Annotated in this window: 26 protein-coding genes and 5 tRNA genes; 11 read left to right on the forward strand and 20 right to left on the reverse strand. The window is 71.5% G+C overall.

Annotated features, from left to right (window positions below; genetic code table 11):
* Positions 1-118 precede the first annotated feature (118 nt).
* From rpoB to C593_RS0111950, 9 genes are all read right to left on the reverse strand, one after another.
* Complete coding sequence (rpoB, locus tag C593_RS0111910; RefSeq protein WP_018847518.1) at positions 119-3,604, reverse strand: DNA-directed RNA polymerase subunit beta; 3,486 nt, start codon at positions 3,602-3,604, stop codon at positions 119-121.
* Positions 3,605-4,147: 543 nt separating this feature from the next.
* Positions 4,148-4,534, reverse strand: a complete 387-nt coding sequence (rplL, locus tag C593_RS0111915; protein WP_018847519.1) for a 50S ribosomal protein L7/L12 — start codon at positions 4,532-4,534, stop codon at positions 4,148-4,150.
* 112 nt (positions 4,535-4,646) lie between these two features.
* Positions 4,647-5,180, reverse strand: a complete 534-nt coding sequence (gene rplJ / locus C593_RS0111920) for a 50S ribosomal protein L10 (protein ID WP_018847520.1) — start codon at positions 5,178-5,180, stop codon at positions 4,647-4,649.
* Positions 5,181-5,476: 296 nt separating this feature from the next.
* The gene (locus C593_RS0111925) at positions 5,477-6,454 is read right to left on the reverse strand and encodes an SCO4651 family lipoprotein (RefSeq protein WP_051093670.1); all 978 of its coding nucleotides are present in this window, start codon (positions 6,452-6,454) and stop codon (positions 5,477-5,479) included.
* A 152-nt stretch (positions 6,455-6,606) separates the two neighbouring features.
* A complete protein-coding gene (gene rplA / locus C593_RS0111930) occupies positions 6,607-7,335 on the reverse strand; it encodes a 50S ribosomal protein L1 (RefSeq protein ID WP_018847522.1) in 729 nt (242 codons plus the stop codon).
* Positions 7,336-7,439: 104 nt separating this feature from the next.
* A complete protein-coding gene (gene rplK, locus C593_RS0111935; RefSeq protein WP_018847523.1) occupies positions 7,440-7,874 on the reverse strand; it encodes a 50S ribosomal protein L11 in 435 nt (144 codons plus the stop codon).
* Positions 7,875-8,042: 168 nt separating this feature from the next.
* Positions 8,043-8,930: a transcription termination/antitermination protein NusG gene (gene nusG / locus C593_RS0111940; RefSeq protein WP_018847524.1), complete on the reverse strand. Its 888-nt coding sequence runs from the start codon at positions 8,928-8,930 to the stop codon at positions 8,043-8,045.
* Between the two features lie 74 nt (positions 8,931-9,004).
* Positions 9,005-9,289: a preprotein translocase subunit SecE gene (secE, locus tag C593_RS0111945; RefSeq protein ID WP_018847525.1), complete on the reverse strand. Its 285-nt coding sequence runs from the start codon at positions 9,287-9,289 to the stop codon at positions 9,005-9,007.
* A 109-nt stretch (positions 9,290-9,398) separates the two neighbouring features.
* A tRNA-Trp gene (locus C593_RS0111950) sits at positions 9,399-9,471 on the reverse strand.
* Positions 9,472-9,689: 218 nt separating this feature from the next.
* Between C593_RS0111950 and C593_RS0111955 the strand changes: the two genes are divergently transcribed.
* On the forward strand, positions 9,690-10,916 hold the full coding sequence (locus tag C593_RS0111955) for a pyridoxal phosphate-dependent aminotransferase (RefSeq protein WP_018847526.1): 1,227 nt from the start codon (positions 9,690-9,692) through the stop codon (positions 10,914-10,916).
* Between the two features lie 226 nt (positions 10,917-11,142).
* Positions 11,143-12,186, forward strand: coding sequence for an adenosine deaminase (locus C593_RS0111960; protein WP_018847527.1), 1,044 nt, complete (start codon positions 11,143-11,145; stop codon positions 12,184-12,186).
* A gap of 25 nt (positions 12,187-12,211) precedes the next feature.
* On the opposite strand, the gene C593_RS0111965 is transcribed toward C593_RS0111960, so the two are convergent.
* The 8 genes from C593_RS0111965 to C593_RS0112000 all read right to left on the reverse strand — a co-directional run bounded on the left by C593_RS0111965 (position 12,212) and on the right by C593_RS0112000 (position 17,423).
* Positions 12,212-13,267 (reverse strand): UDP-N-acetylmuramate dehydrogenase, encoded by a 1,056-nt coding sequence (locus C593_RS0111965; protein ID WP_026277604.1) that lies wholly within the window; start codon positions 13,265-13,267, stop codon positions 12,212-12,214.
* A 430-nt stretch (positions 13,268-13,697) separates the two neighbouring features.
* Positions 13,698-15,176 carry a DHA2 family efflux MFS transporter permease subunit gene (locus C593_RS0111970; RefSeq protein WP_018847529.1) on the reverse strand — a complete coding sequence of 493 codons (1,479 nt, stop codon included), beginning with the start codon at positions 15,174-15,176 and terminating at the stop codon, positions 13,698-13,700.
* Between the two features lie 86 nt (positions 15,177-15,262).
* Positions 15,263-15,823: a TetR/AcrR family transcriptional regulator gene (locus C593_RS0111975; RefSeq protein ID WP_199790021.1), complete on the reverse strand. Its 561-nt coding sequence runs from the start codon at positions 15,821-15,823 to the stop codon at positions 15,263-15,265.
* A gap of 158 nt (positions 15,824-15,981) precedes the next feature.
* Complete coding sequence (locus C593_RS0111980) at positions 15,982-16,410, reverse strand: MaoC family dehydratase (protein WP_018847531.1); 429 nt, start codon at positions 16,408-16,410, stop codon at positions 15,982-15,984.
* On the reverse strand, positions 16,410-16,862 hold the full coding sequence (locus C593_RS0111985; protein WP_018847532.1) for a MaoC family dehydratase N-terminal domain-containing protein: 453 nt from the start codon (positions 16,860-16,862) through the stop codon (positions 16,410-16,412). Before C593_RS0111985 ends, C593_RS0111980 begins: the two co-directional genes overlap by 1 nt.
* Positions 16,863-16,950: 88 nt before the next feature.
* The gene (gene rpmG / locus C593_RS0111990; RefSeq protein ID WP_003956487.1) at positions 16,951-17,115 is read right to left on the reverse strand and encodes a 50S ribosomal protein L33; all 165 of its coding nucleotides are present in this window, start codon (positions 17,113-17,115) and stop codon (positions 16,951-16,953) included.
* A 120-nt stretch (positions 17,116-17,235) separates the two neighbouring features.
* Positions 17,236-17,308: transfer RNA gene (locus C593_RS0111995), tRNA-Met, on the reverse strand.
* Between the two features lie 42 nt (positions 17,309-17,350).
* A tRNA-Thr gene (locus tag C593_RS0112000) sits at positions 17,351-17,423 on the reverse strand.
* Positions 17,424-17,765: 342 nt separating this feature from the next.
* Between C593_RS0112000 and C593_RS29485 the strand changes: the two genes are divergently transcribed.
* From C593_RS29485 to C593_RS0112020, 4 genes are all read left to right on the forward strand, one after another.
* Positions 17,766-19,028 (forward strand): amidohydrolase family protein, encoded by a 1,263-nt coding sequence (locus tag C593_RS29485; RefSeq protein WP_018847533.1) that lies wholly within the window; start codon positions 17,766-17,768, stop codon positions 19,026-19,028.
* Between the two features lie 280 nt (positions 19,029-19,308).
* Positions 19,309-19,965: an SDR family oxidoreductase gene (locus C593_RS0112010; RefSeq protein WP_018847534.1), complete on the forward strand. Its 657-nt coding sequence runs from the start codon at positions 19,309-19,311 to the stop codon at positions 19,963-19,965.
* Between the two features lie 106 nt (positions 19,966-20,071).
* Complete coding sequence (locus C593_RS0112015; protein WP_018847535.1) at positions 20,072-20,587, forward strand: GyrI-like domain-containing protein; 516 nt, start codon at positions 20,072-20,074, stop codon at positions 20,585-20,587.
* A 130-nt stretch (positions 20,588-20,717) separates the two neighbouring features.
* A complete protein-coding gene (locus C593_RS0112020) occupies positions 20,718-21,344 on the forward strand; it encodes a hypothetical protein (protein ID WP_018847536.1) in 627 nt (208 codons plus the stop codon).
* 72 nt (positions 21,345-21,416) lie between these two features.
* Here the strand turns inward: C593_RS0112020 and C593_RS0112025 are convergent.
* Positions 21,417-21,498: transfer RNA gene (locus tag C593_RS0112025), tRNA-Tyr, on the reverse strand.
* 194 nt (positions 21,499-21,692) lie between these two features.
* Between C593_RS0112025 and C593_RS0112030 the strand changes: the two genes are divergently transcribed.
* The 5 genes from C593_RS0112030 to C593_RS29490 all read left to right on the forward strand — a co-directional run bounded on the left by C593_RS0112030 (position 21,693) and on the right by C593_RS29490 (position 25,445).
* Positions 21,693-22,181, forward strand: coding sequence for a YajQ family cyclic di-GMP-binding protein (locus C593_RS0112030; protein ID WP_018847537.1), 489 nt, complete (start codon positions 21,693-21,695; stop codon positions 22,179-22,181).
* A gap of 461 nt (positions 22,182-22,642) precedes the next feature.
* Positions 22,643-22,717 (forward strand) — tRNA-Ala (locus C593_RS0112035).
* Between the two features lie 164 nt (positions 22,718-22,881).
* On the forward strand, positions 22,882-23,412 hold the full coding sequence (locus C593_RS0112040) for a methylated-DNA--[protein]-cysteine S-methyltransferase (protein ID WP_018847538.1): 531 nt from the start codon (positions 22,882-22,884) through the stop codon (positions 23,410-23,412).
* A complete protein-coding gene (locus C593_RS0112045; protein WP_026277606.1) occupies positions 23,409-24,080 on the forward strand; it encodes an alpha-ketoglutarate-dependent dioxygenase AlkB in 672 nt (223 codons plus the stop codon). Before C593_RS0112040 ends, C593_RS0112045 begins: the two co-directional genes overlap by 4 nt.
* Positions 24,081-24,191: 111 nt before the next feature.
* The gene (locus tag C593_RS29490) at positions 24,192-25,445 is read left to right on the forward strand and encodes an amino acid permease (protein ID WP_018847540.1); all 1,254 of its coding nucleotides are present in this window, start codon (positions 24,192-24,194) and stop codon (positions 25,443-25,445) included.
* A 67-nt stretch (positions 25,446-25,512) separates the two neighbouring features.
* On the opposite strand, the gene C593_RS0112055 is transcribed toward C593_RS29490, so the two are convergent.
* The gene (locus C593_RS0112055) at positions 25,513-25,905 is read right to left on the reverse strand and encodes a YccF domain-containing protein (protein WP_018847541.1); all 393 of its coding nucleotides are present in this window, start codon (positions 25,903-25,905) and stop codon (positions 25,513-25,515) included.
* Entirely contained in the window at positions 25,902-26,765 is an 864-nt protein-coding gene (gene htpX / locus C593_RS0112060; RefSeq protein ID WP_018847542.1) for a zinc metalloprotease HtpX, read from the reverse strand. Before htpX ends, C593_RS0112055 begins: the two co-directional genes overlap by 4 nt.
* Between the last annotated feature and the right edge of the window lie 22 nt (positions 26,766-26,787).

Genomic DNA, 26,787 nt, shown 5'->3' on the forward strand with positions numbered 1-26,787 from the left:
TCGTCAATCCCTCTTTCGGGGTTGTGCCCTCCGCGTCAGCGGAAAACGGGCTCTGTATCAGTGGTCTGTACGGTCCCGGGGACAGCGGGGGAGCCGGATGGCTCCCCCGCCGGGCCCGTCAGACCTCTTCGACGCTGCTCGGCTCGCGCCGGGACAGGTCGATACCGAGCTCCTCCGCAGCGCGGAAGACGTCCTCGTCCGTGTCGCGCATCTCGATGGACATGCCGTCCGAGGACAGCACCTCCACGTTGAGGCAGAGCGACTGCATTTCCTTGATGAGCACCTTGAAGGACTCGGGAATGCCGGGCTCGGGGATGTTCTCGCCCTTGACGATGGCCTCGTAGACCTTCACGCGGCCGGTCACGTCGTCGGACTTGATCGTCAGCAGCTCCTGGAGCGCGTAGGCGGCGCCGTACGCCTCCAGCGCCCACACCTCCATCTCACCGAATCGCTGGCCACCGAACTGGGCCTTACCACCCAGCGGCTGCTGGGTGATCATCGAGTACGGACCGGTCGAACGGGCGTGGAGCTTGTCGTCGACCAGGTGGTGGAGCTTGAGGATGTACATGTACCCGACGGAGATCGGGTCCGGGAACGGCTCGCCGGAGCGGCCGTCGAAGAGCCGGGCCTTACCGGTCGGCAGCACCATCCGCTCACCGTCCCGGTTGGGGATGGTGTGCTGGAGCAGGCCGGCCAGCTCGTCCTCGCGGGCACCGTCGAAGACCGGGGTCGCGACGTTGGTGCCGGGGGCGACGTCGTCGGCGCCGATCGCCTGGAGGCGCTGCGCCCACTCGTCCGCGAGGCCGGAGACGTCCCAGCCGCGGCTGGCGAGCCAGCCGAGGTGGATCTCCAGGACCTGTCCCGGGTTCATTCGGGACGGGACACCCAGCGGGTTGAGGATGATGTCGACCGGGGTGCCGTCCTCCAGGAACGGCATGTCCTCGATCGGCAGGATCTTGGAGATGACGCCCTTGTTGCCGTGGCGGCCGGCGAGCTTGTCACCGTCGGTGATCTTGCGCTTCTGGGCCACGTAGACACGGACGAGCTGGTTGACGCCCGGGGGCAGCTCGTCGCCCTCCTCGCGGTCGAAGACGCGCACGCCGATGACCTTGCCGGTCTCACCGTGCGGCACCTTCAGCGAGGTGTCGCGGACCTCGCGGGCCTTCTCACCGAAGATCGCGCGGAGCAGGCGCTCCTCCGGGGTCAGCTCGGTCTCGCCCTTGGGCGTGACCTTGCCGACCAGGATGTCGCCGGCGACGACCTCGGCACCGATACGGATGATGCCGCGCTCGTCGAGGTCGGCGAGGACCTCCTCGGAGACGTTCGGGATGTCCCGGGTGATCTCCTCGGGGCCCAGCTTGGTGTCACGGGCGTCGACCTCGTGCTCCTCGATGTGGATCGAGGAGAGGACGTCGTCCTGCACGAGGCGCTGCGACAGGATGATCGCGTCCTCGTAGTTGTGGCCCTCCCACGGCATGAACGCGACGAGCAGGTTCTTGCCGAGCGCCATCTCGCCGTTCTCCGTGGCGGGCCCGTCGGCGAGGACCTGGCCCTCGATGACGCGGTCGCCCTCGGAGACGATCACCTTCTGGTTGACCGAGGTGCCCTGGTTGGAGCGGGAGAACTTGGCGACGCGGTACGTGGTGTACGTGCCGTCGTCGTTGGCGACGGTGATGTAGTCGGCCGAGACCTCCTGGATCACACCGTCCTTCTCCGCCTTGATGACGTCACCGGCGTCGGTGGCGCAGCGGTACTCCATGCCGGTGCCGACGAGCGGCGCCTCCGCCTTGATGAGCGGAACGGCCTGGCGCATCATGTTCGCGCCCATGAGGGCACGGTTGGCGTCGTCGTGCTCCAGGAACGGGATCATGGCGGTCGCGACCGACACCATCTGGCGCGGCGAGACGTCCATGTAGTCGACCTCGGCCGGGGGCACGTAGTCGACCTCGCCACCACGACGGCGGACCAGGATGCGGGCCTCGGCGAAGCGCAGGTCGTCGTTGAGGGTCGCGTTCGCCTGGGCGATGACGAAGCGGTCCTCCTCGTCGGCGGTCAGGTAGTCGACCTCGTCGGTGACCTGGCCGTCGGTGACCTTGCGGTACGGGGTCTCGACGAAACCGAAGGCGTTGACCCGGCCGTAGGAGGCGAGCGAGCCGATCAGACCGATGTTCGGGCCTTCGGGCGTCTCGATCGGGCACATGCGGCCGTAGTGCGAGGGGTGCACGTCACGGACCTCGAAGCCGGCCCGCTCACGGGAGAGACCACCCGGACCGAGCGCCGACAGGCGGCGCTTGTGGGTGAGACCCGACAGCGGGTTGTTCTGGTCCATGAACTGCGACAGCTGGCTGGTGCCGAAGAACTCCTTGATGGAGGCGACGACCGGCCGGATGTTGATCAGGGTCTGCGGCGTGATCGCCTCGACGTCCTGCGTGGTCATGCGCTCGCGCACGACGCGCTCCATCCGCGCCAGACCCGTGCGGACCTGGTTCTGGATGAGCTCGCCGACGTTGCGCAGACGACGGTTGCCGAAGTGGTCGATGTCGTCGGTCTCGACGACGATCTGGGTGCCGTTCTCCCCGACCGTCTCGGTCTCACCCGCGTGCAGCTTGACCAGGTACTTGATGGTCGCGATGACGTCGTCGGTGGTGAGCACGCCGGCGTCCAGCGGCTCGTCCGCGCCGAGCTTCTTGTTCACCTTGTAGCGGCCGACCTTGGCGAGGTCGTAGCGCTTGGGGTTGAAGTAGAGGTTCTCGAGCAGCGTCTGAGCGGCCTCACGGGTCGGCGGCTCACCCGGGCGGAGCTTGCGGTAGATGTCGAGCAGCGCGTCGTCCTGGCCCTGGGTGTGGTCCTTCTCCAGGGTGGCGCGCATGGACTCGTACTCGCCGAACTCCTCCAGGATCTGCTCGGTCGTCCAGCCGAGCGCCTTGAGGAGGACGGTGACGGACTGCTTGCGCTTGCGGTCGATACGGACACCGACCATGTCGCGCTTGTCGATCTCCATCTCCAGCCATGCACCCCGGGACGGGATGATTTTGGCGGTGAAGATGTCCTTGTCGGACGTCTTGTCGATGGAGGAGTCGAAGTAGACGCCCGGCGAGCGCACGAGCTGCGAGACCACGACACGCTCGGTGCCGTTGATCACGAAGGTGCCCTTGTTGGTCATGAGCGGGAAGTCGCCCATGAAGACCGTCTGGGACTTGATCTCGCCGGTCTCGTTGTTCGTGAACTCGGCGGTGACGAAGAGCGGGGCCGCGTACGTGAAGTCGCGGTCCTTGCACTCGTCGATGGAGTTCTTCGGGGGCTCGAAGCGGTGGTCGCGGAAGGTCAGCGACATCGACCCGGAGAAGTCCTCGATCGGGGAGATCTCCTCGAAGATCTCCTCCAGACCGGACTTCGTGGGGACGTCCTGTCCGCTTTCGAGAGCCGCCTCGACACGAGCCTTCCATGCGGCATTGCCGAGCAGCCAGTCGAAGCTCTCGGTCTGGAGCGCAAGGAGGTTCGGAACCTCGAGGGGCTCCTTGATCTTTGCAAAGGAGATGCGCAGCGGGGCGGTGCTGGCGCCGTTGTTCGTATTCGCGGTCGAGGCGTTGCGCGAGGCGGCCAAGAGGGGGTCCTTCCGAGGGCTCGGACTCACTACGCGCGTACCGGTCCCATCCTGTGCACGGAGGGAGGAATCCCAGCTCAAAGGGGATTCTTCAACCGATGCTCAGGTATGGGCATGCCCCTGGTGACGGGCAGGAGGCAGCTAACAGGCAGCGCAAAGGGTCAGTGTAGCCACTTGGCACACTGATGTCCAGTGCGGGTTTTCGAGACCCTCGTTGTTCTCATCTCCGCGAACCCCGTGCGCCGTCAGGCGCACATCGATACTGCCCGTTCGGTCGCCGATCCATGCCTCGGATACGGATCGTTGTGACGACGCGTCCTGAGAATTGCGCGCTGCGTGCGGTTCGTCAAGGCCCCCCGTCCCTGAGCTGCTGCTCCGGGAGCCCCGCGGGCCGCCGTGAGGGGCGCACGGCGAAGATCACCATACCTGCCGCCGGGCCGGGTTCAAGGCACCCGCCCCGGGCACGCCGAAGGGCGACCACCCATTGGGTGATCGCCCTTCGGTGCGCGCGCGTTACACGCGGGCGTCAGCTCACTCGCGAGGTCACTTGACCTCGACGGAGGCGCCGGCGGCCTCGAGGGCCTCCTTCGCCTTGTCAGCGGCTTCCTTGTTGGCCTTCTCGAGGACCGGCTTCGGGGTGCCGTCGACGAGGTCCTTGGCCTCCTTCAGGCCCAGGGAGGTCAGCTCACGCACGACCTTGATGACCTGGATCTTCTTGTCGCCGGCGCCGGTGAGGATGACGTCGAACTCGTCCTTCTCCTCGACGGCCTCGGCGGCCGGGGCACCCGGGCCCGCGACGCCGGCCACGGCGACCGGGGCGGCGGCGGTGACGTCGAACTTCTCCTCGAACGCCTTCACGAACTCGGAGAGCTCGATGAGGGTCATCTCCTCGAACTGCGCGAGCAGGTCTTCCTGAGAGAGCTTCGCCATGATGGCGGTCCTTCCACTAATTCGGCTGGTGCCGGGGGTACTGGTGAGGCGGGCGTACTTTCGGCCCGCTGCGACCGTCGCTCAGCGAGCGGCGGTCAATGCGCGAGCCGAATTACTCGGCACCGCCCTGCTCGGCCTGCTTGGCACGAAGCGCCTCCGCGGTGCGGACGAACTTCGAGGGGAGCGCCTGGAAGAGCGCGGCAGTCTGGGACTGCTTGCCCTTCATGGCACCCGCCAGCTTGCTGAGCAGAACCTCGCGGGACTCGAGGTCCGCGAGCTTCTTGATGTCATCGGCGGACAGCGCCTTACCCTCAAGGACACCGCCCTTGATGATCAGGTTGGGGTTGTCCTTGGCGAAGTCACGAAGACCCTTCGCCGACTCCACCGGGTCACCGGTGACGAAGGCGACTGCCGTCGGACCGGCGAAAAGCTGGTCCTCGAGCGAGTCGATCCCGGCCTCACGGGCCGCAATCTTGGTCAGCGTGTTCTTCACCACGGCGTACTGGGTGTTCTCACCGAGGGAACGGCGCAGCTCCTTGAGCTGTGCCACGGTGAGACCCCGGTACTCGGTCAGCACGGCGGCGTTCGAGCTGCGGAACTGCTCCGCGAGCTCGGCCACCGCGGCAGCCTTGTCGGGCCTTGCCATAGAGCGTCGGCCTCCTTCCGGGTGATGAGGACCGCTCAGAAGGGGCTGAACAAAACGAAACGCCCCGGGCGCAGGCGCACGGGGCTTCGCTCGACCGGACGGAACCGCCCGGGAGCTCTCTCCACAGTCACCTGCGCGGGTCGTCCGCTGCTGAGCGGATCCTTCGGCCACCGGTTCTCCGGAAGGAGAGCACGGCAACGACCAGCGGTCTTTGGCTTCCCGGGAAGAGTACGGGAACGGTTCCCCGCGAGGCAAATCCGGCCCCGGAGGGCCGGATCCGGCTCACGGAACGGGCGTCAGACCGCCGGGTCCGCGCTCGCGTCGGCGCCCTCCTGGAGCGCGCCCTCCAGATCGCCGAGCATTTCCATCAGGTCGACGGTGTCGCTCGCCGGCGGGGCCTCGACCTCGGCCTTGGCGCCGTAGTCCGTGTAGTCGGTCACCAGGGAGATCTCGCCCTGGGAGCTGTCGATGCCCACGTCCATCCGGGAGGGGTAGCCCTTCTCGTCCACCCACACCTCGACGTCGTAGCCCTCGACGCCGGCCTTCTCGGCGCCCTCCAGGACCGCCTTGCGCTCCTCGTCCGAGAGCACGAGGGACTTGTTGGCGTCGATCATCTCCTGCAGGGTCAGCGAGCCCTTGTAGTGCTGGGTGTCCACGCCGTTGACCTTCTGCGGGCCGACGTGCTTGAGGTTCGGCGAGTCGAGCAGCAGGGCGAGCTGCTGGGCCGGGTCCTGGTTCATGTTCTCCAGGCCGCCGGTCATCTGCTTCTTCAGCTCTTCGTCCCCGGCCTGCTCCGCGATGGCGCCGAGGTCCATCTTCATCCAGCGCTTGCCGTCCATCTCGGCCGCGGCGGCCGCCCCCATGTCCATGTACATGACGTCGTCGCGCATGACCATCCGCATCTTCTGCGGACCGTCCGGCTCGGCCTCGAAGGCGTCCCCCTCGACCGTCATGTCCATCAGGGCCGGGTCCCAGCCCATGACGCCGCTGATGCGCATGTCGCCCACCTCGGCGCCCTGGATACCGGCCGGCATGCTCATCTTCATGCTGACCTTGGCCGACTTGGCCTCGGCGGTCCGCTCGTAGGCCGCCTTGAGGGTCTTGGTGGCCGCCTCACGGGACTGGAGCTTGCCCGTGGCCGCCGGGACCCACGCCGCGTTCTCGTCGCCGCCCTGGCAGCCCGCGGCGCCCGCGACCACCGCGAGCACCGCCACCGCGACGCCTGTCCGCCCGAGCCCCGACCTCCGGACACCTGTGCGCCTGATTGCCGACATCGTGATCCCACCCCTGTTCGTCTTTTGCTCTCTCTTGAACGGTAACCCGTGCCGCCGACACCACACGTCGGGAAAAAACCCGCCCCCACGACCCGAACGGGCCGTGGGGGCGGGTGTGTTCAGACGCGGTGACCCGCGGCTGCCGTCAACGCTCAGACGGCGGCCGGGTCCTCCTCGACGAGGAGGTTGCGGGTGCGGTTGGAGTCCAGCGGGATGCCGGGGCCCATCGTCGTGGTCAGGGTCGCCTTCTTGATGTAGCGGCCCTTGGCGGCGGACGGCTTCAGACGGAGGATCTCCTCCAGCGCCGCCGCGTAGTTCTCGACCAGCTTCGTCTCGTCGAAGGAGACCTTGCCGATGATGAAGTGCAGGTTCGAGTGCTTGTCGACGCGGAACTCGATCTTGCCGCCCTTGATGTCGTTGACGGCCTTGGCGACGTCCATGGTGACGGTGCCGGTCTTCGGGTTCGGCATCAGGCCACGCGGACCGAGCACGCGGCCGAGGCGGCCGACCTTGCCCATGAGGTCCGGGGTGGCGACGACCGCGTCGAACTCGTTCAGGCGCTGGCCCTTGGAGATCTCGTCGATCAGTTCGTCGGAGCCGACGATGTCGGCGCCAGCGGCTTCCGCGGCCGCAGCACGGTCACCGGTCGCGAAGACCAGGACCCGGGCGGTCTTGCCGGTGCCGTGCGGAAGGTTGACGGTGCCGCGGACCATCTGGTCGGCCTTGCGCGGGTCGACGCCCAGGCGGAAGGCGACCTCGACGGTGCCGTCGAACTTGGTGGTGGCGGTGTCCTTGGCGAGACGGACGGCCTCGAGCGGGGCGTAGTTCCGCTCCCGGTCGATCTTGGCGTCCGCGCCGCGGAGGGCCTTGCTGCGCTTCACTGCTTCTCCTGTGGAGTAACACCAGGCGGCGTCGCCGCTTGGCAGGTGTGGAGTCGTGGTCCGGGCCGCGCCGGCCCTGCCACTGAGGGGGTGAACGGGGAGCGTCAGCCCTCGACCGTGATGCCCATGGAACGGGCGGTGCCGGCGATGATCTTCTCGGCGGCGTCGAGGTCGTTGGCGCTCAGGTCCGGCATCTTGGTGCTGGCGATGTCACGGATCTGGTCCCGCGTCAGCTTGCCGACCTTGGTCTTGTGCGGCTCGCTGGAGCCCTTGTTCACACCCGCGGCCTTGAGGATCAGCTTGGCGGCCGGCGGAGTCTTGGTCACGAAGGTGAAGGAACGGTCCTCGTAGACCGTGATCTCCACCGGCACGACCATGCCACGCTGCGACTCGGTCGCGGCGTTGTAGGCCTTGCAGAACTCCATGATGTTGACGCCGTGCTGACCGAGCGCGGGGCCGACCGGCGGAGCCGGGTTGGCCGCGCCGGCCTGGATCTGGAGCTTGATGAGCCCCGTGACCTTCTTCTTCTTGGGAGGCATGTGCTCTCTCCGGGTCCTAGTGAGAGTGATCCGCCTGCCAACCGATCATCCGGATGGAGGCATACCGCACAACGATAACGGGTATCGATGCGCGGCCAAAAACCGAGCAGGTCAGACCGCCTTCAGCAGGAGGTCTGACCTGTTCGGAAGCGTTGCGTCCAGAAAGACTCAGTTCTTCTGGATCTGGTCGAAGCTCAGCTCGACCGGGGTCTCGCGGCCGAAGATCTCGACAAGGCCCTTGACCTTCTTCGAGTCGGCGTTGATCTCGTTGATCGTGGCCTGGAGGGTCGCGAACGGGCCGTCGGTGACGGTGACCGAGTCACCGACCTCGAAGTCCAGCACCTGCACCTCGACCTTGCGGGCGGGCGCCGGCTTGCCCTCGGCCTCGGCCGCCTCGCGGGCCGCCTTCTCCTCGGCCTCCGGGGCGAGCATCTTCACGATCTCGTCCAGGGTCAGCGGGTACGGGTCGTAGGCGTTGCCCACGAAGCCGGTGACGCCGGGGGTGTTGCGGACGACGCCCCAGGACTCGTTCGTCAGGTCCATGCGGACGAGCACATAGCCGGGCAGCTTGTTCTGCCGGACGTTCTTGCGCTCGCCGTTCTTGATCTGGACGATCTCTTCCTCGGGGACCTCGGCCTGGTAGATGAAGTCCTCGACGTTGAGCGAGACGGCGCGCTGCTCCAGGTTGGCCTTCACGCGCTTCTCGTAGCCCGCGTAGGTGTGGATGACGTACCACTCGCCGGGCAGGCCCCGCAGTTCGTCGCGCAGGGCGGCGACCGGGTCGACCGGAGCCTCGGGCTCCGCGTCCGCCGCGGCGCCCTCCGCCTCCACGGCCTCGGCTTCTGCGGCCTCGTCGTCGGCGGGTTCCGTGTCCGCGGCGGCCTCGCCCTCGACGTGCAGCGCGGCCTCCTCGGCCGGCTCGCCCGCGGCGAGGTCGGCCGCCTCGGCCTGGTCCGGCTCCACCGCGTCCGACGCCTCGACGATGTCGAGCTCGTCCTCGCGGGACTCGAAGCTCTCGCCGGACTGTGCGGCGTCGTTCAGGTTCGGGTCAGACACGGTGGCTGCTTCTTCCTGGATACAGATGGGTGGAACATGCGAAAGGGGCGCCGAGTGCCGGCGCCCTCCGCGGATCAGCCGAAGACGTACTTGACTGCTTCCTGGAAGCCAAAGTCAATCAAGAGCACGAAGCCGATCATGATGACAACGAAAATGATCACCACGGTGGTGTAGGTCGTGAGCTGACTGCGCGTCGGCCAGACGACCTTCCGGAGTTCCGCGACGATCTGGCGGTAGAAGAGCCCGAGGCGGCCGAGCGGGCCCTTCTTGCCCCGCTTGCCACCCTTGCGGGGCTTCTTCGAGTCCGGCGACTCGTCCTCGGCATCAGGCATGTCGATGGAGCCCACGGCGTCCGTCACGATCTCTCACCTGATTCCCGGGTCGTGGCCGTGCCGCGCCCGGTGGAGCCGCACGGCGATGCATGGAAGTACGTACATGCGCACACATCCTGGCGATAGGTGTGTGTAGCAGGGCCGGAGGGACTTGAACCCCCAACCGCTGGTTTTGGAGACCAGTGCTCTACCAATTGAGCTACGACCCTTTGTTGCGTCCCCCAACCTACCGCATCCGGCCGGATGCACTAAGTGCCCGGTGCGGATGTGGCTGGTGAAGGCCAACGACGGTTGAGTGTACGTGGTCGCAGGCCCGGCGTCGAACACGATCCCGCGCGGCGGGGGCGGGGGTCCGCTTCCGACCACTCCTGTCCGCTCTTCGAATCCTGTGTGCCGCGCCTCTTCGCGGTCTGGGAGCATGGGCCGCATGAGCGCTGCAACCTCTCCCACCGAGCGCCGGGTCTCCGCCCGCATCGGCGCGATCTCCGAGTCCGCGACCCTCGCCGTGGACGCCAAGGCCAAGGCCCTCAAGGCCGCCGGGCGTCCGGTGATCGGCTTCGGCGCGGGTGAGCCCGACTTCCCGACGCCCGACTACATCGTCGAGGCGGCCGTCGAGGCGTGCCGCAACCCGAAGTACCACCGCTACACCCCGGCCGGCGGTCTGCCGGAGCTGAAGAAGGCGATCGCCGAGAAGACCCTGCGGGACTCCGGCTACGAGGTCGACCCCGCGCAGATCCTGGTGACCAACGGCGGCAAGCAGGCCATCTACGAGGCGTTCGCCGCGATCCTCGACCCGGGCGACGAGGTCGTCGTCCCCGCCCCGTACTGGACCACCTACCCCGAGTCGATCCGCCTCGCGGGCGGTGTGCCGGTCGAGGTCGTCGCCGACGAGACCACCGGCTACCGGGTCTCGGTGGAGCAGCTGGAGGCCGCGCGCACGGAGCGGACCAAGGTCGTCCTCTTCGTCTCCCCGTCCAACCCGACCGGCGCCGTCTACAGCGAGGCCGACGCCCGGGCCATCGGCGAGTGGGCGGCCGAGCACGGTCTGTGGGTGCTCACCGACGAGATCTACGAGCACCTGGTCTACGGCGACGCGAGCTTCACCTCCCTCCCGCAACTGGTCCCGGCGCTGCGCGAGAAGTGCGTCGTGGTCAACGGCGTGGCGAAGACGTACGCCATGACCGGCTGGCGCGTCGGGTGGATCATCGGCCCGAAGGACGTGGTCAAGGCCGCGACCAACCTCCAGTCGCACGCCACCTCCAACGTCTCCAACGTGGCTCAGATCGCGGCGCTCGCCGCCGTCTCGGGCGACCTGGACGCGGTGGCGGAGATGCGGAAGGCGTTCGACCGCCGCCGCCGGACGATCGTGAAGATGCTCAACGAGATCGACGGCGTCGTCTGCCCGGTCCCGGAGGGCGCGTTCTACGCCTACCCGTCGGTGAAGGGCCTGCTGGGCAAGGAGATCCGGGGGCAGCGCCCGAAGACCTCGGTGGAGCTGGCCGCGCTGATCCTGGACGAGGTCGAGGTCGCGGTCGTGCCCGGCGAGGCGTTCGGCACCCCCGGCTATCTGCGCCTGTCGTACGCGCTCGGCGACGAGGACCTGGTGGAAGGCGTCTCCCGGATCCAGAAGCTGCTGGCGGAGGCGAAGGCGTAGTCCGCCCCCCGCGTGGTGGCGGCGCCCGTTCCGGTCCCCGGGGCGGGCGCCGCTCACGTTCCCGGGCTCTCGCGACGTCCCGGGCTCCCGCGCGCTCCTGACCGCGGTCCCGGGCCGCGGTCCCGGGCTCTCGCGCGGTCCCGGCTGGGTGCGTCGTGCGTTCGGGCAAGCGCCCGATCGGGGAAACCCCCTGCCGGTCCGGCGTCCGCTGAGGCAGGATCTACCGATGGAGCACGTACGCGATCTCTCTCTTCTCCCGAAGGCCCATCTGCACCTGCACTTCACCGGGTCCATGCGACCCGCCACCCTCCTCGAACTCGCGGACAAGTACGGCGTCCACCTGCCGGAGGCGCTGACCGGCGGAGAGCCGCCGAAGCTGCGGGCCACGGACGAACGGGGCTGGTTCCGCTTCCAGCGGCTGTACGACATGGCCCGGTCCTGCCTGCGCGAGCCGGAGGACATCGTGCGCCTGGTGCGCGAGGCGGCCGAGGAGGACATCCGGGACGGGTCCGGCTGGCTGGAGATCCAGGTCGACCCGACCTCGTACGCGCCCCGGCTGGGCGGGCTGATCCCGGCGCTGGAGATCATCCTCGACGCCGTGGACTCCGCCTCCCGGGAGACGGGTCTCGGGATGCGGGTGCTGGTCGCGGCGAACCGGATGAAGCATCCGCTGGACGCGCGGACCCTGGCCCGCCTCGCCGTGCGCTACGCGGACCGGGGCATCGTGGGCTTCGGGCTCTCCAACGACGAGCGCCGGGGCCTGGCACGGGACTTCGACCGCGCCTTCGCCATCGCCCGGGAGGGCGGTCTGCTGGCGGCCCCGCACGGCGGCGAGCTGACCGGCCCGGCCTCGGTGCGCGACTGCCTCGACGACCTGCACGCGGCCCGGATCGGGCACGGGGTGCGCGCGGCGGAGGATCCCCGGCTGCTGCGCAAGCTGGCCGAGCGCCAGATCACCTGCGAGGTCTGCCCGGCGTCCAACGTGGCGCTGGGCGTGTACGAGAAGCCGGAGGACGTGCCGCTGCGGACCCTGTACGACGCGGGGGTCCCGATGGCGCTGGGCGCCGACGATCCCCTGCTCTTCGGCTCCCGGCTGGCCGCCCAGTACGAGCTGGCCCGGACCCACCACGGCTTCACGGACGCGGAACTGGCGGAGCTGGCCCGGCAGTCGGTGCGGGGGTCGGCGGCGCCGGAGGACGTGCGGGCGAAGCTGCTGGCGGGCGTGGACGACTGGCTGGCCGCGCCGGCGTCGCCGCCGGTCCCGGCCTGACCGGCCCTCACGCGCCGGACACCTCCTAGAGGCTGACGCCGACCGTCACCGGCTCGTTGACCAGGGTCACGCCGAAGGCCTCGCGCACGCCCTCGACCACCTCGCGGGCGAGCGCCAGCAGGTCCTCGGTGGTCGCCTCGCCCCGGTTGGTGAGGGCGAGGGTGTGCTTTCCGGAGATCCGGGCGGCCCCGTTGCCGTAGCCCTTGGTGAACCCGGCCTTGTCGATCAGCCAGGCGGCGGAGGTCTTGGTCAGCCCGTCACCCGCCGGGTACACGGGCGGGGCGACGCCGTCGCCGAGGCGGTCGCGGACCCGGTCGAGGAAGACGGCGTACGCGGCGGCGTCCAGGATCGGGTTGGTGAAGAAGGACCCGGCCGACCAGGTGTCGTGGTCCTCGGGGTCCAGCACCATGCCCTTCCCGGCGCGGAGGGCAAGGACCTTGGCGCGGGCGTCGCCGACCGGGACGCGCTCCCCCGTCCCGACGCCGAGGGCGCGCGCGGTCTCCGCGTAGCGCAGGGGGGCGGAGAGCCCGCCCGCGTCCTCCAGCTCGAAGCGGACGCGCAGGACGACATAGCGCTCGGGGTACTCCTTGAAGCGGCTGTGCCGGTAGGAGAAGGCGCACTCCTCGTTGGAGAGGGTCACGGTCTCGCGGGCGGCGCGGTCGTAGGCGACGACCTCCGTGACGGTCTCGGAGACCTCCTGGCCGTACGCGCCGACGTTCTGGATGGGCGTGGCACCGGCGGAACCGGGGATGCCGGCGAGGCACTCGACACCGGCGAGCCCGGCCTCCACGGTGCGGGTGACGGCGTCGGTCCAGACCTCGCCGGCGGCGAGCTCCAGCCGGGTGCCGTCGAGGGCGAAGCCGGTGGTGGCGATGCGCAGGGCAGTGCCGTCGAAGCCCTTGTCGCCGATGACGAGGTTGCTGCCGCCGCCGATGATCAGGAGCGGCGTCCCGGCGTCGTCCGCCTCCCGGACCGCGGCGACGACCTCGTCGTCGGTGGTGGCGACCACCAGCCGCTCGGCGGGCCCGCCGAGCCGGAAGGTGGTCAGGGGGGCGAGGGGGGCGTCGTGAAGTACCTGCACGGGCACAAGGGTACGGTCCGCACCCGGGCGGTCCGGGCGGGGCCGCGCGCCGGGGCCGGGGGTTGGAGCCCCGGCCCGGGGACGGACCGGGTACCGGGCGGGCGAACCACGGGTGGCCCCGGCCCCGGGACGGACCGGGTACCGGGCGGGCGTGCGCGGGCCTGGCGGGGGCCGGGGCCTTGCGCGGGGCCCCTGGGCCGGGGCCCGGACGTGCCAGGGCCCGGGACGGAGGCCGGGCCGGGGCCCGGCACGGAAGCCGGGACGTGCGGGGCACGTACCAGGGCCCGTCCGGCCCTGGCCGACGGCACCCGGGGCCGCGCTCCCGGCCCGGCGCGGAACCCGGCCCGGCGCGGAACCCGGCCCGGCGCGGAACCCGGTCTGAGCCCGGGGCGCGGCCCCGGACCGTCCCCGGCAGGCCCCCGCCCCGGGCTCAGACCGCGGCCGGGGTGGCGGCCGGCTCCCCGGGTGCGGGCGCGTTCCCGGCGGGATGCGTGCCCGCCGCCGCCCGGCGGCCCGGTATCAGCAGGGCCGCCAGCGCGGCGACGGCCACCACCGCCGCGCCCGTCCACAGCGCGGGGACGGTCCCGTCGCTGAAGGTCTGCGGGGTCTCGTAGCCGCCGCGAGCGGCGAACACCGCGCCCATCACCGCGACCCCGAGCGCGCCGCCGACCTCGCGCAGGGCGTTGTTGGCGCCCGAGGCGATGCCCTGTTCGGCGGGGCGGACGCTGGACATCACGACGCTGGCCGCCGGGGCGAAGTAGAGCGCCATGCCGATCCCGCCGAGGATCAGGCCGGGCAGCTGCGCCGAGTAGGAGACGCCGGGTTCCAGGACGATCGCGAACAGGGCGAGCCCCAGCGCCTGGAGGGCGAGCCCGGTCGCGACCACCGGCCGGCCGCCGATCCGGTCGGAGAGCCAGCCCGCGAAGGGCGCGACGAGCAGCGGCATCCCCGTCCAGGGCAGCATCCGCAGCCCCGCCTCGGTGGGCGAGTAGCCCAGGACGCCCTGGAGGAACTGGCTCAGCAGGAAGATCGAGCCGAACATGCCCAGGAACATCAGCAGGCTCGCGACGTTGATCCCGAAGAAGCCGCGGTCACGGAAGAGCCGCATCGGCAGCATCGGCGCGCGGGCCACGGTGCCGTGCCAGCCGTACGCGAGGAGGAGGACGGTGCCGGCGACGAGCCCGAGCAGGACCCGGGTGCTGGTCCAGCCGTGGCCCTCGCCGTGCACCAGCCCGTAGACGACGCCGAAGAGCCCGGCGCTCAGCAGCAGGGTGCCGGGGACGTCCAGCCGGGCGCCCGGCGCGCGGGACTCGGCGAGGCGCAGCCGGGCGAGCGGGAGCAGGACGAGCCCGACGGGCACGTTCAGCCAGAAGATCCACTGCCAGGAGATGTGCTCGGTGAGGCTGCCGCCGACCAGCGGCCCGCTCGCGACCGCGAGCCCGGTGACCGCGCCGAAGACGCCGAGGGCGGCGCCGCGCCGGGCCGCCGGGACCGCGGCGGTGAGCAGGGTCAGGGTGAGGGGCATCATGATCGCCGCGCCGACTCCCTGGACCGCCCGGGCCGCGACCAGCCCGCCGATCCCCGTGGCGAGCGCGGCGGCGGCGGACGCGGCGGTGAAGACCGTGAGCCCCACCACGAACAGCCGCCGGCGGCCGAAGCGGTCGCCCAGCGCGGCGCCGAGCATCAGCAGCACGGCGAAGCTGAGGGTGTACGCGTTCACCGTCCACTCCAGGTCGGCGATGTCCCCGCCGAGGTCGGCCCGGATCGAGGGCAGGGCCGTGGTGACGACGAGGTTGTCGAGGGCCGCCATGAATCCGGCGACGCTGGTGATCACGAGGGTCCAGACGGTGGTGGCCCGCGGCACGGGCGGCGGCGTCCCGGACGGCTTGTCGAGGTTGTTCTCGTGCACTTCTTCCCCCTGCTGATTAGTTATTGATCACTAATTTTCATGGACAGAAAGAACCCCGGACTCCCGACCCGGCCGGGGCCCCGCACTCACTCCCCGGCGGGCCGGGCGGTGCTGTAGAAGCCGGACCAGACGCGATGGTCCGCCGGGAACCCCATCGCGACGAGAACGTTGATCAGCATGCCGAAGGCGAGGAAGGTGGTGGTCTCGTTCACGTCCGCCCCCAGGCGGGCCTGCACGGTGTCCCACAGCTCCAGCCACCCGGCGCGCAGCTGCTCGCCGAAGGCGTGGTCGCCCGCCGCCTCGGCCGCGGCGACCGCGACGTACATCTGCATCTGCATCAGCAGCTTGTCGGGGTCCTCCGCGATGAGCCGCTGGTACGCGGTGGCCATCGCCTCCAGCCCCTCCTCCCCCGTCAGACCGTCGGCCGCCTCCTCGAAGACCCGGCGGGTGTCGGCGATGCAGCGTTCGGCCGCGGCGAGGAAGATGGCCTGCTTGTTCGGGAAGAGGCGGAACAGGTACGGCTGGGAGACGCCGACCCGGCGGGCGATGGCCTCCGTCGACGTGCCCTGGTACCCGGCCCGCGCGAACTCGGTGACCGCCGCGCGCACCACGCTCTCGCGCCGCTCCTCCGCACTCATCCTGACCATGGGAGCCAAGTTAGTGACCAATCACTTATTTGGCAACCCGGGAGCGCCCCCGGGCGGCCGCGCACCTCGGCACGGCCGCCCCCGGGGCCACCGTCCGCGCCGCCCGCGCTGTCCGGGAGAGCTGCCGGGAGAGTGGCGCAGAGCCGCCGGGAGAGCCGTCAGGAGAGCTGGACGACGGCCCGGGACATCCCGAGCACCTTCTGTCCCGCGCTCGTCGCCGTCAGATCGACCCGCACCCGCTTGTCGCCGAGCAGCGCGGCGACCTTGCCGCTGACCTCGATCACGGCGCCCTCGTCGTCGTTGGGCACGACCACGGGCTTGGTGAAGCGGACCCCGTACTCCACGACCGCGCCCGGGTCGCCGAGCCAGTCCGTCACCACCCGGGCCGCCTCGGCCATGGTGAACATGCCGTGCGCGATGACGTCCGGCAGCCCGACCTCGACGGCGAACTTCTCGTTCCAGTGGATCGGGTTGAAGTCGCCCGAGGCCCCCGCGTACCGCACCAGGGTGGCGCGGGTGACCGGGAAGCTCCGCGCCGGCAGTTCGGTGCCGACCTCGACCTCGTCGTACGCGATCTTCGCTGCCATCACGCCTCCTCGGCGGCGCGCGCCACCAGCTTGGTCCACGCGGTCACCACGTGCTCGCCCGCCTCGTCGTGCACCTCGCCGCGGATGTCGAGGATGTCGTTGCCCGCCATGGACTTGATCGCCTCGATCGTGGAGGTGACGGAGAGCCGGTCGCCGGCGCGGACCGGGCGGCGGTAGGCGAACTTCTGGTCACCGTGCACCACGCGGCTGTAGTCCAGGCCCAGTTGCGGGTCCTCCACCACGGCGCCCGCCGCCTTGAAGGTGATCGCGAACACGAAGGTCGGCGGGGCGATCACCTCGGGGTGGCCGTACGCGGCGGCGGCCGCCGGGTCCGTGTACACGGGGTTGGCGTCACCGATCGCCTCGGCGAACTCGCGGATCTTCTCCCGCCCCACCTCGTACGGCGCGGTGGGCGGGTACGTCCGCCCGACGAACGACTGGTCGAGCGCCATGGGCTGGCTCCCTCCTCGGTTGAAACGACACAAGTGAAACGACACGAGGCCGCCCCCCGACGGGGGCGGCCTCGTGTACGAGCCTGATTCAGCGCGTTTCGCGGTGCGCCGTGTGCGAGTTGCAGCGCGGGCAGTGCTTCTTCATCTCAAGACGGTCCGGGTTGTTGCGCCGGTTCTTCTTGGTGATGTAGTTCCGCTCCTTGCACTCCACGCAGGCCAGCGTGATCTTCGGGCGGACGTCGGTGGCAGCCACGTGAGTGCTCCTTGACGGACGGATGGACGGATGGGTCGCCCTCCCACGCCTCGGTCAGACGTCGGGGGACATAAAAGAGTAGCCGATCGAAGGACCGACCCCACAATCGGCTACTGTGTGTAGCGGTGACCGGACTTGAACCGGTGACACAGCGATTATGAGCCGCTTGCTCTACCGACTGAGCTACACCGCTTTGATGATCCGGATCCGCCCGGAGGCGGATCCCTCACACCAGAGCCCCAATACGGAATCGAACCGTAGACCTTCTCCTTACCATGGAGACGCTCTACCGACTGAGCTATTGGGGCGAGCGATGAAGACATTACACGGTCGCCCGCCAATCGCCCAAATCCGTTTCCCGGGGCTCTGTCCACCCCTGTGCCCGCTCCTCCCCGCCCTCCCGTGCGGGTGACTTCCGGGCGACGTTCCCCGTCCGTTCCCGGTCCTTTCGGGGCCCGTTCCCGGTCCGTTCGGGGTCCGTAACCGACCTGCTCCCGGGGCCGCCGCGGCTCGCGTCCCCTCGGCACGGCTCCCGCGACCGCGCCGGTACGACTATTGCCCTCCTCCTCGAAGCGCCCCTCGCGCGCCCCTAGTCTCGACTCACGCTGAGTGATCCTTTCCGGTACCGGCCGCAGCCGCACAGGAGCCAGATGCCCGACAGCCAGCCGCAACCCCACGGCGGCACGCCCCCGGACTCCACCGCACTGCTCCTGTGCGGCGCCCGCCTCACCGACGGGCGCACGGTCGACGTCCGGCTCGGCGGCGGACGTATCGAGGCGGTCGGCACGGCGGGCAGCCTGCCCCCGCACCCGGTCCGCCTCGACCTCTCCGGCCACCTTCTGCTCCCCGCCCCCGCCGAACCTCATCTGCACGGCGACACGGCGCTGAGCGCGGACACCCCCGGCCCCGTCTCGTACGCCCCCGCCGACATCCAGCGCCGCGCCACCGAGGCGGCCCTCCTCCAACTCGGCCACGGCGCGACCGCCCTGCGCTGCCACGTCCGGGTCGGGGACATGGCGGGGCTGGGCGCGCTGGAGGCCGTCCTCCAGGCCCGGCGCGCGCTGGGAGGGCTCGCCGAACTGACCCCCGTCGCCGTGCCCCGGCTGCTCACCGGGGCGGCGGGCGCGGACGGGGTCGCGATGCTGCGGGACGCCATGAAGATGGGCGCCGGCGTGGTCGGGGGCTGCCCGGACACCGACCCCGACCCGACCGGCTACGCGGAGACCGTCCTCGACATCGCCGCCGAGTACGGCTGCCCGGTCGACCTGCACACGCACGGGGACGACCCGGCGCGCCTCGCCCGGCTGGCGGCGATGGCCGGCGGGCTGCGGCCCGGGGTGACGCTGGGGCCGTGCGCCGGGCTCGCCGCCCTGCCGCGCGATGTCGCCGCCCGGACCGCCGACCGGCTGGCGGCCGCCGGGGTCGGCGTCGTCTCCCTGCCGCAGGGCGGCTGCTCGGGCGTCGAGCACCGCGGGAACGCGCCCGTCCGGCTGCTGCGCGCGGCGGGTGTGCGGGTGGCGGCGGGCAGCGGGGCGCTGCGGGACACGGTGTGCAATCCGGTGGGCCGGGGTGACCCGCTGGAGGCCGCGTACCTGCTGGCCTCGCAGTCCGGGATGCGGCCCTCGGACGCGTACAGGTGCGTGGCGGGCGGGGCACGGGAGCTGATGGGGCTGCCGGAGGTGCGGGTCGAGGCGGGGTTCCCGGCGGAGCTGCTCGCGGTGCGGGGCGAGCGGCTGTCGGGGGCGCTGTCCCTCGCGTACAGCCGGATCGTCATTCACCGGGGGCGGGTCGTGGCGCGGACGAGCGCGGTGCGCGAGTACTGCGACTCGGCGGCGGCGGTCGCCCTCGAACTCCCGCGGCAGGGACGCCCGGACACGGGCCCGCCGCAGCCGGACGTGAGCCGGGGGGCGTAGGGGCCGGGCCCGGGCCCGGGCCCGGGCCCGGGCCCGGCGTGCGGGGTCCTTGGTCAGCGTGCGGGGACCCGGGTCCGGCGTCCGGGCGCCGGGTCAGATGCACGGGCGCGGTCACGGGGCCGTGCGGGAGGCCCGGGCTCGGGGCGGTGCGGGGGCCGGGCGCGGGACAGTGCGGGGGCATGTGCGGGGCGCGGTCACGGGACCGTGCGGGGGCCCGGGCTCGGGACGGTGCGGGGCGCCTTCCGGGCACGGGCCGCCGGCCCGACGTACGGTCGGAGGCATGCGCATTGTCATCGCTGGTGGACACGGTCAGATCGCACTCCGTCTCGAACGCCTGCTCTCGGCGGCCGGGCACACCCCCGTCGGCATCATCCGCAACCCCGACCACGCGGCCGACCTGCGGGACGCGGGCGCCGAGCCCGTCGTCCTGGACCTGGAGTCCGCCTCCCTCGCCGAGACCGCGGAGGTGCTGCGCGGCGCGGACGCCGCCGTCTTCGCCGCCGGGGCCGGGCCGGGCAGCGGCACCGCCCGCAAGGACACCGTCGACCGCGGCGCCGCCGTCCTCTTCGCCGACGCGGCCGAACAGGCGGGCGTACGGCGGTACATCATCGTCTCCTCCATGGGCGCGGACTCGGGGCGGGCGGGCGACGAGGTCTTCGACGTCTATCTGCGCGCCAAGGGCGAGGCGGACGACCACGTCCGCGCCAGGGACGGTCTCGACTGGACGGTCCTGCGCCCGGGGCAGCTCACCGACGACGCGGGCAAGGGCCTGGTCCACCTCGCCGCCTCGACGGGCCGGGGGCCGGTGCCGCGCGACGACGTGGCGGCCGTCCTCGCGGAGCTGACCGAGTCCGCGGCGACGGCGGGCCTCACCCTGGAACTCATCAGCGGGGACGTGCCGGTGTCGGTCGCGGTCCGGGACGTCGCGGGCAACTGACCGTCCCCGTCCGCCCGCCCCCCACCGTCCGGCCCCTTCCCTCCGCTGCCCTCCCTCCCCCGTCCTCCGTCCGATGAGTTCCGCTCCCCCGCGAGGTCAGGAAGCCATGAATCAGCCGACACCCCCACCCCGGACCAGCCCGTCGATCGTCGAACGGGACGAGCAGTCGTACGTCTACATCCGGGGCTCCGTCCGGATGGACGGCTTCGCGGCCATCGCAGACCGGCTCCCCGAACTCATCGACTGGCTGGTCGGCCAGGGCGCCGGTCTCGCCGGAGCCCCCTTCTTCCGCTACAACACCGTCGACATGGAGGGCGAGTCGGTGGTCGAGGCGGGCATCCCGGTTTCCGTCGCGCCGCAGCCCGAGGGCGATGTGGGCGTGGCGGCCCTCCCGCCGGGCCGCTATGTGACGACCACCCACATCGGCCACCCCGACCAGCTGTTCGGGGTCACCGAGGCGCTGCGCCAGTGGGCGCGGGACCACGACCTGGAGTGGGACATGACCGTGGTGGACGGGGTCGAACACTGGGGGTGCAGGCTGGAGTCGTACCTGACGGACCCACGGGTGGAGCCGGACCTGTCCAAGTGGGAGACGGAACTGGCCTTCCGGCTCGCGGACTGACGGCCGCACGGCGTCGGGGCGCGGGCGTTCGGGTTCTTCTGCGGCGTCCACCGGCGCGGCCGGGCCCCTCCCCCGGGGCGGCGGAGTTGTCCTGGACACGGATCCCCAGACCCGCGTCCAGGAGCGTCCGATGCACCAGCCCCTCGTCGTCCACCACCCGCTCGCCCTCCTCGCCCCCAGGGCCGCGCCCGCCCTCGCGACGACGGCGGTCCTCGTCCTCGGCCGGATCTGGAACGCCAACGGCGCGGAGCACTCCACGGGCAACGCGGCGCTGATGGCCCTCCTCGCCACGGGCGCAGCCGCCGCGGGTGCGTGCGCCTCCCTCGGCCGGGCCGGCGACGGCGTCCTCGCGGGCACCGCCTTCGCCGTGGCGGGCGGCCTCGCCCTCGCCGGGGTCGCCGGCTACGCCGACGGCATCTGGCTGCCGCTGCTGCTGTGGGCCGTGGCGACGGCCGTGGCCTACGCCCTCGCCGCCCGCCGCTGGCGCGCAGCCCGCCACGAGCGCCTCGCCCACGAGCGCCGCCTGACCGAACGCCGCGAGGAGCACGGCCACGTCGAACGCGTCGAGGCGCTGCGCTCCCACACGGCGGTCGAGGTCGCCCGCGAATCCGCCGCCTACGCCACGGCCCTCGCCGAAGCCCTGACCACCCGCGCCACCCTCCCCGGCTACGACCCCCTCCCCCTGACCCGCGCGGGTCTCCCGCCCCTCCCGGGCACACGGGACCTGCCGCCGGGGGACGGGGGCGGGGGGCGCTGAGCAGTCCGGGGGCCGGTCACGACAAAGAGCCCGTGCTCTGCGTTTCCGCAGAGCACGGGCTCTTTCATCGCGTGGCGGCGCCAGGATTCGAACCTGGGTAGGCTAAGCCGACGGATTTACAGTCCGCTCCCATTGGCCACTCGGGCACACCGCCATGGGATCGCTGCCGGAAGGGGTCCCTCTGCGAGGGCCGCTCCGTGGCAACGACGTAAACGATACCTGATGCGCAGGGGTGCTCCGCCACCGGATTGATCAGCGCTGGGAGGGCGGGCGGGTGGCTAGGCTGGGCCGGGCGGTCCGGGGTTCCGGGCGCGCCTCCACACCACCCGATACAAGGAGCCACAGGACATGGCCGACTCCAGTTTCGACATCGTCTCGAAGGTCGAGCGGCAGGAGGTCGACAACGCCCTCAACCAGGCCGCCAAGGAGATCACCCAGCGCTACGACTTCAAGAACGTCGGCGCCTTGATCTCCTGGTCCGGCGAGAAGATCCTGATGCAGGCGAACTCCGAGGACCGTGTGAACGCGATCCTGGACGTCTTCCAGACGAAGCTGGTCAAGCGCGGGATCTCGCTGAAGGCACTGGACGCCGGCGAGCCGCAGCTCTCCGGCAAGGAGTACAAGATCTTCGCCTCCATCGAGGAGGGCATCTCCCAGGACAACGCCAAGAAGGTCGCGAAGATCATCCGTGACGAGGGCCCGAAGGGCGTCAAGGCGCAGGTCCAGGGCGAGGAGCTGCGGGTCAGCTCCAAGAGCCGCGACGACCTCCAGGCCGTGCAGGCCCTGCTGCGCGAGAAGGACTTCGACTTCGCGCTGCAGTTCGTGAACTACCGCTGACGTTCGAGAAGTGCCGCTGAGGTTCGTGAACCACTGCTGAGGTTCGAGAAGCGCCGCTGCAGTTCGTGCACCTCCGCCGGCCCCGGGTCGGGCGAGCCCGTCCGCCATGGTGCGGACGGGCTCGCCGCGTTCCGGCAGCGAGGGACCGTGGGCGGCGCGCTCCTGGTGCCCGCCGCCCGAAACCCGCTGGAGGCGCGGCTGCTCCGGCGTCTGAGGCCTGTCTGACACATAGCGTCGTTCGCCCGGAGGGCGGGGCTGCGGTGTCCGGTGCGTGCGATCGCAAGGCGGAGGGTGGGGGCACCTCCCGCGCCGCCAGGCGCAGGGGGAGAGAGCGCAGCGGGCTGCGCCGACGACCGACAACGCGGCATGGGGGCACCGCCCGGCGAAGCCAGGGGGAGTGCGTGCAGGGCGCCGCAGCCCAGACGGGATGTGTCAGACAGGCCTTAGGATCGGCCGCAAGGGCGGGGTCGTAGCACAGAGGTAGTGCGCCTGCACAGCATGGAGGAGGACGCCGGTTCGAATCCGGCCGCCCCGCCCCTTTCCTCCTCATCCCCCGGCGGACGCCCGGGGAACGGCAGCGCACCGGAACGCCGTGTCGGATTTCCGCCAGCTCCGGGCGCGCGCAGGGCGCAGACTCGACAGGGACGGACCGTTCGCGGACGGGCGGAAGCGGTCCCGCACCCCGAGGAGGACACACGCCATGGCCACCGTGTACGACGTCGCCGGCAGCCCGCTGGGCGAGTTGCTGCTGGTCGGCGAGGAGTCGGCCGGGGCGCCGGGCGGGACGGCGCTCGCCTCGCTGTCGCTGCCCGGACAGAAGGGCGCCGCTGTGGTCCAGGGTGGCTGGCGGCGCCGGCCCGAGGCCTTCCGCGAGGTCCGCCGACAGCTCGACGCGTACTTCGCCGGCGAGCTGACCCGCTTCGACCTCGCGTTCACCGGCACCGGGACAGACTTCCAGCGGCGGGTGTGGCGCGCGCTGGAGGAGCTGCCCTACGGGCGCACGGCGAGCTACGGACAGATCGCCGCGGCCGTCGGCACCGCCTCGGCCGGGGTGCGGGCCGTGGGCACCGCTATCGGCCGCAATCCGCTGCTGGTGGTGCGGCCCTGCCACCGGGTGATCGGCGCGGACGGCGCCCTGCGCGGCTACGCGGGCGGGCTGGAGTCCAAGGCCCGGCTGCTGCGGCTGGAGGGCTCGCTTCCCTCGTCGCCGCTCACCCCCTTGCCTTCGTGACCGACGCCCTGTTTCCGAGGGAGCGGACGACCGTCGCGCCCGGGGCGGTCCATGTGCCCGACTGGCTGCCGCCGGCCCGGCAGCGGGAGCTGGTGGCGGCGTGCCGCGACTGGGCGCGCGGCCCGGTGCCCCTGCGGCACGCCGTCCTTCCCGGCGGCGGGGTGATGTCGGTGCGGACCGTCTGCGTCGGCTGGCACTGGCAGCCGTACCGCTACTCCCGGACGGCGGACGATGTGAACGGCGCCCGGGTGGCCGCCTTCCCCGGGTGGCTGGCGGACCTCGGCAGGGAGGCGGTGGCCGCGGCCTACGGGGAGGGGCCGGAGAGCCGGGCGTACACCCCGGACACGGCGCTGGTGAACTTCTACGACGCCGCCGCGCGGATGGGCATGCACCAGGACAAGGAGGAGCGGTCCGGCGCCCCGGTGGTGTCCCTCAGCATCGGGGACACCTGCGTCTTCCGCTTCGGGAACACCGAGTCGCGCGGGCGGCCTTGGACGGACGTCGAACTGCGGTCCGGGGACCTGTTCGTGTTCGGCGGGCCCTCGCGGTTCGCGTACCACGGGGTGACCCGGGTGTTCCCGGGAACGGCCGACCCCGCTGCCGGGCCGGCCGGCGGGTTGGCCGGCGGGCGGCTGAACATCACCCTCCGGGAGACCGGCCTCGGGTGAGGCGCGAGGTGCCGGGCCCAGGGTGCCGGACGCGAGGAGCCCGACACGACGTACCCGGCGCGGACGGAGGCCCCCGAGGCGCGGGCCGCGCGGCTCAGTAGGGTGCGGCACATGACGGGTGAACTGCGCCGCAGCCTCGGGGTGTCCGACGCCGTGGTGATCGGCCTCGGGGCCATGGTGGGGGCCGGGATCTTCGTGGCTCCGGGGCCGGCCGCGGGCGCGGCCGGGTCCGGGCTGCTGATCGGGCTCGCGCTGGCGGGCGGCGTGGCCTACTGCAACGCGATGTCCTCGGCACGGCTGGCCGCTGTGCACCCGGCGTCCGGCGGTACCTATGTCTACGCCCGGGAGCGCCTGGGTGACTTCTGGGGGTACCTCGCGGGGTGGGCCTTCGTCGTCGGCAAGACCGCCTCCTGCGCGGCGATGGCGCTGACCGTGGGCGCGTACGCCTGGCCGGGGCGGGAGCACGCGGTGGCGGTGGCGGCGGTCGTGGCGCTGACCGCGCTCAACTGCACGGGAGTCCAGAAGTCGGCCCGGGTGACACGGGTGGTGGTAGCCGTGGTGCTGGGCGTCCTGGTCGCCGTCGCCGTGGTGCTGCCGGCGTCCGGGGCCGCCGATCCGGGTCGTCTGGCGCCGGCCGGGGACGTGACGGCGGGCGGTGTCCTCCAGGCGGCGGGGCTGCTCTTCTTCGCGTTCGCCGGTTACGCCCGGATCACCACCCTCGGTGAGGAGGTCCGGGACCCGGCGCGGACGATTCCGCGCGCCGTGCCCCTCGCGCTGGGCATCGCGCTCGTGGTCTACGCGGGCGTGATCGTCGCCCTTCTCTCCGTGCTGGGGGCGGGCGCGCTGGCGCAGGCGCCGGCGCCGCTGGCCGAGGCCGTGGAAGCGGCCGGGGTGCCGTGGCCGGCGCCCGTGGTGCGGGTGGCCGCCGTCCTGGCGGCGCTGGGGTCGCTGCTGGCACTGCTGCTCGGCGTCTCGCGCACGACGCTGGCGATGGCCCGGGACGGCCGTCTGCCGCGCGCTCTGGCCGCGGTGCATCCCCGCCACCGGGTGCCGCACCACGCGGAGATCGCCGTGGGGGCCGTCGCCGCGGTGGTGGCGGCGACGGTGGACGTGCGCGGGGCGATCGGCTTCTCGTCGTTCGGCGTGCTGGTGTACTACACCCTCGCCAACGCTTCGGCGTGGACGCTGGGTTCCCGGCTCGCGGTGCGGGTCACGGCCGGGGCCGGGCTGGCCGGCTGCCTGGCGCTGGGCTTCGCCCTGCCCGCGTCCTCGGTGCTGGCGGGCACGGGTGTGCTGGCGGCGGGAGCCGTGCTGTACGCGGTGCGCGCGCGGCACACGGGAGCGGGCGGGAACGACGGGCCCTGACGCCCGCGCGGGCGTCCGCGTCCCCGTCCCCGGGGACGGGGACGGGGACGGGGACGGGGACGGCCTGTCAGCGGCCCGCGAACGGGCGGTCCGTGGGCACGATCTCCTTGCCGAGCGGCATCAGCGAGACCGGGATCATCTTGAAGTTCGCGATGCCGAACGGGATGCCGATGATCGTCACACAGAGGGCGATGCCCGTGAGGATGTGGCCGAGGGCGAGCCACCAGCCGGCCAGGACGACCCAGAGCACGTTCCCGACGAGGGAGGGCGCGCCCGAATCCCGTCGGTCGACAGCGGTGTACCCGAAGGGCCACAGGGCGTAGACGCCGATACGGAAGGCGGCCAGGCCGAAGGGGATGCCGATGATCGTGATGCAGAGCACGAGGCCCGCGACCAGGTATCCCAGGAACAGCCAGAAGCCGCTCAGGACCAGCCATATGACGTTCAGAATTGTCTTCACGGTCGATGACCTGCCATCTGCTCGAGTCGGGCGATCCGGTCCGCCATGGGCGGGTGGGTGGAGAACATCTTCGACAGGCCCCGGCCCGGGCCGAAGGGATTGGCGATCATCATATGACTCGCCGTCTCCAGCCGGGGCTCCGGCGGCAGCGGGAGCTGCTTCGTCCCGGCGTCCAGCTTCCGCAGGGCACTGGCGAGGGCGAGCGGGTCCCCGGTGAGCTGGGCGCCGGAGGCGTCCGCCTCGTACTCGCGGGAGCGGCTGACGGCGAGCTGGATGACCGACGCGGCCAGCGGCCCCAGGAGCATGATCAGGAGCATGCCGAGGAGACCGGGGCCGTCGTCGTCGCTGGACCGGCCGATCGGGATCAGCCAGGCGAAGTTGACCAGGAACATCACCACGGACGCCAGGGCCCCGGCGACGGAGGAGATGAGGATGTCGCGGTTGTAGACGTGGCTCAGCTCATGGCCGAGCACCCCGCGCAGCTCGCGCTCGTCGAGGATCCTGAGGATGCCCTCGGTGCAGCAGACGGCGGCGTTCCTCGGGTTCCTGCCGGTGGCGAAGGCGTTGGGGGCCTGGGTCGGGGAGATGTAGAGCCGGGGCATGGGCTGCCGGGCCGCCGTGGAGAGCTCGCGGACGATGCGGTAGAGCGCGGGGGCCTCGAACTCGCTCACCGGCCGTGCCCGCATCGCGCGCAGGGCCAGCTTGTCGCTGTTCCAGTACGCGTAGGCGTTCGTGCCGAGGGCGACGACGAGCGCCACGATCAGCCCCGTACGGCCGAAGAAGCTGCCGATGACGAGGATCAGTGCGGACAGTCCCCCGAGGAGGACGGCGGTCTTCAGCCCGTTGTGCCGGCGGTGCACGGTACGCCCTCCAAGTGGTGCG

This window comes from Streptomyces sp. CNT372 (assembly GCF_000377145.1).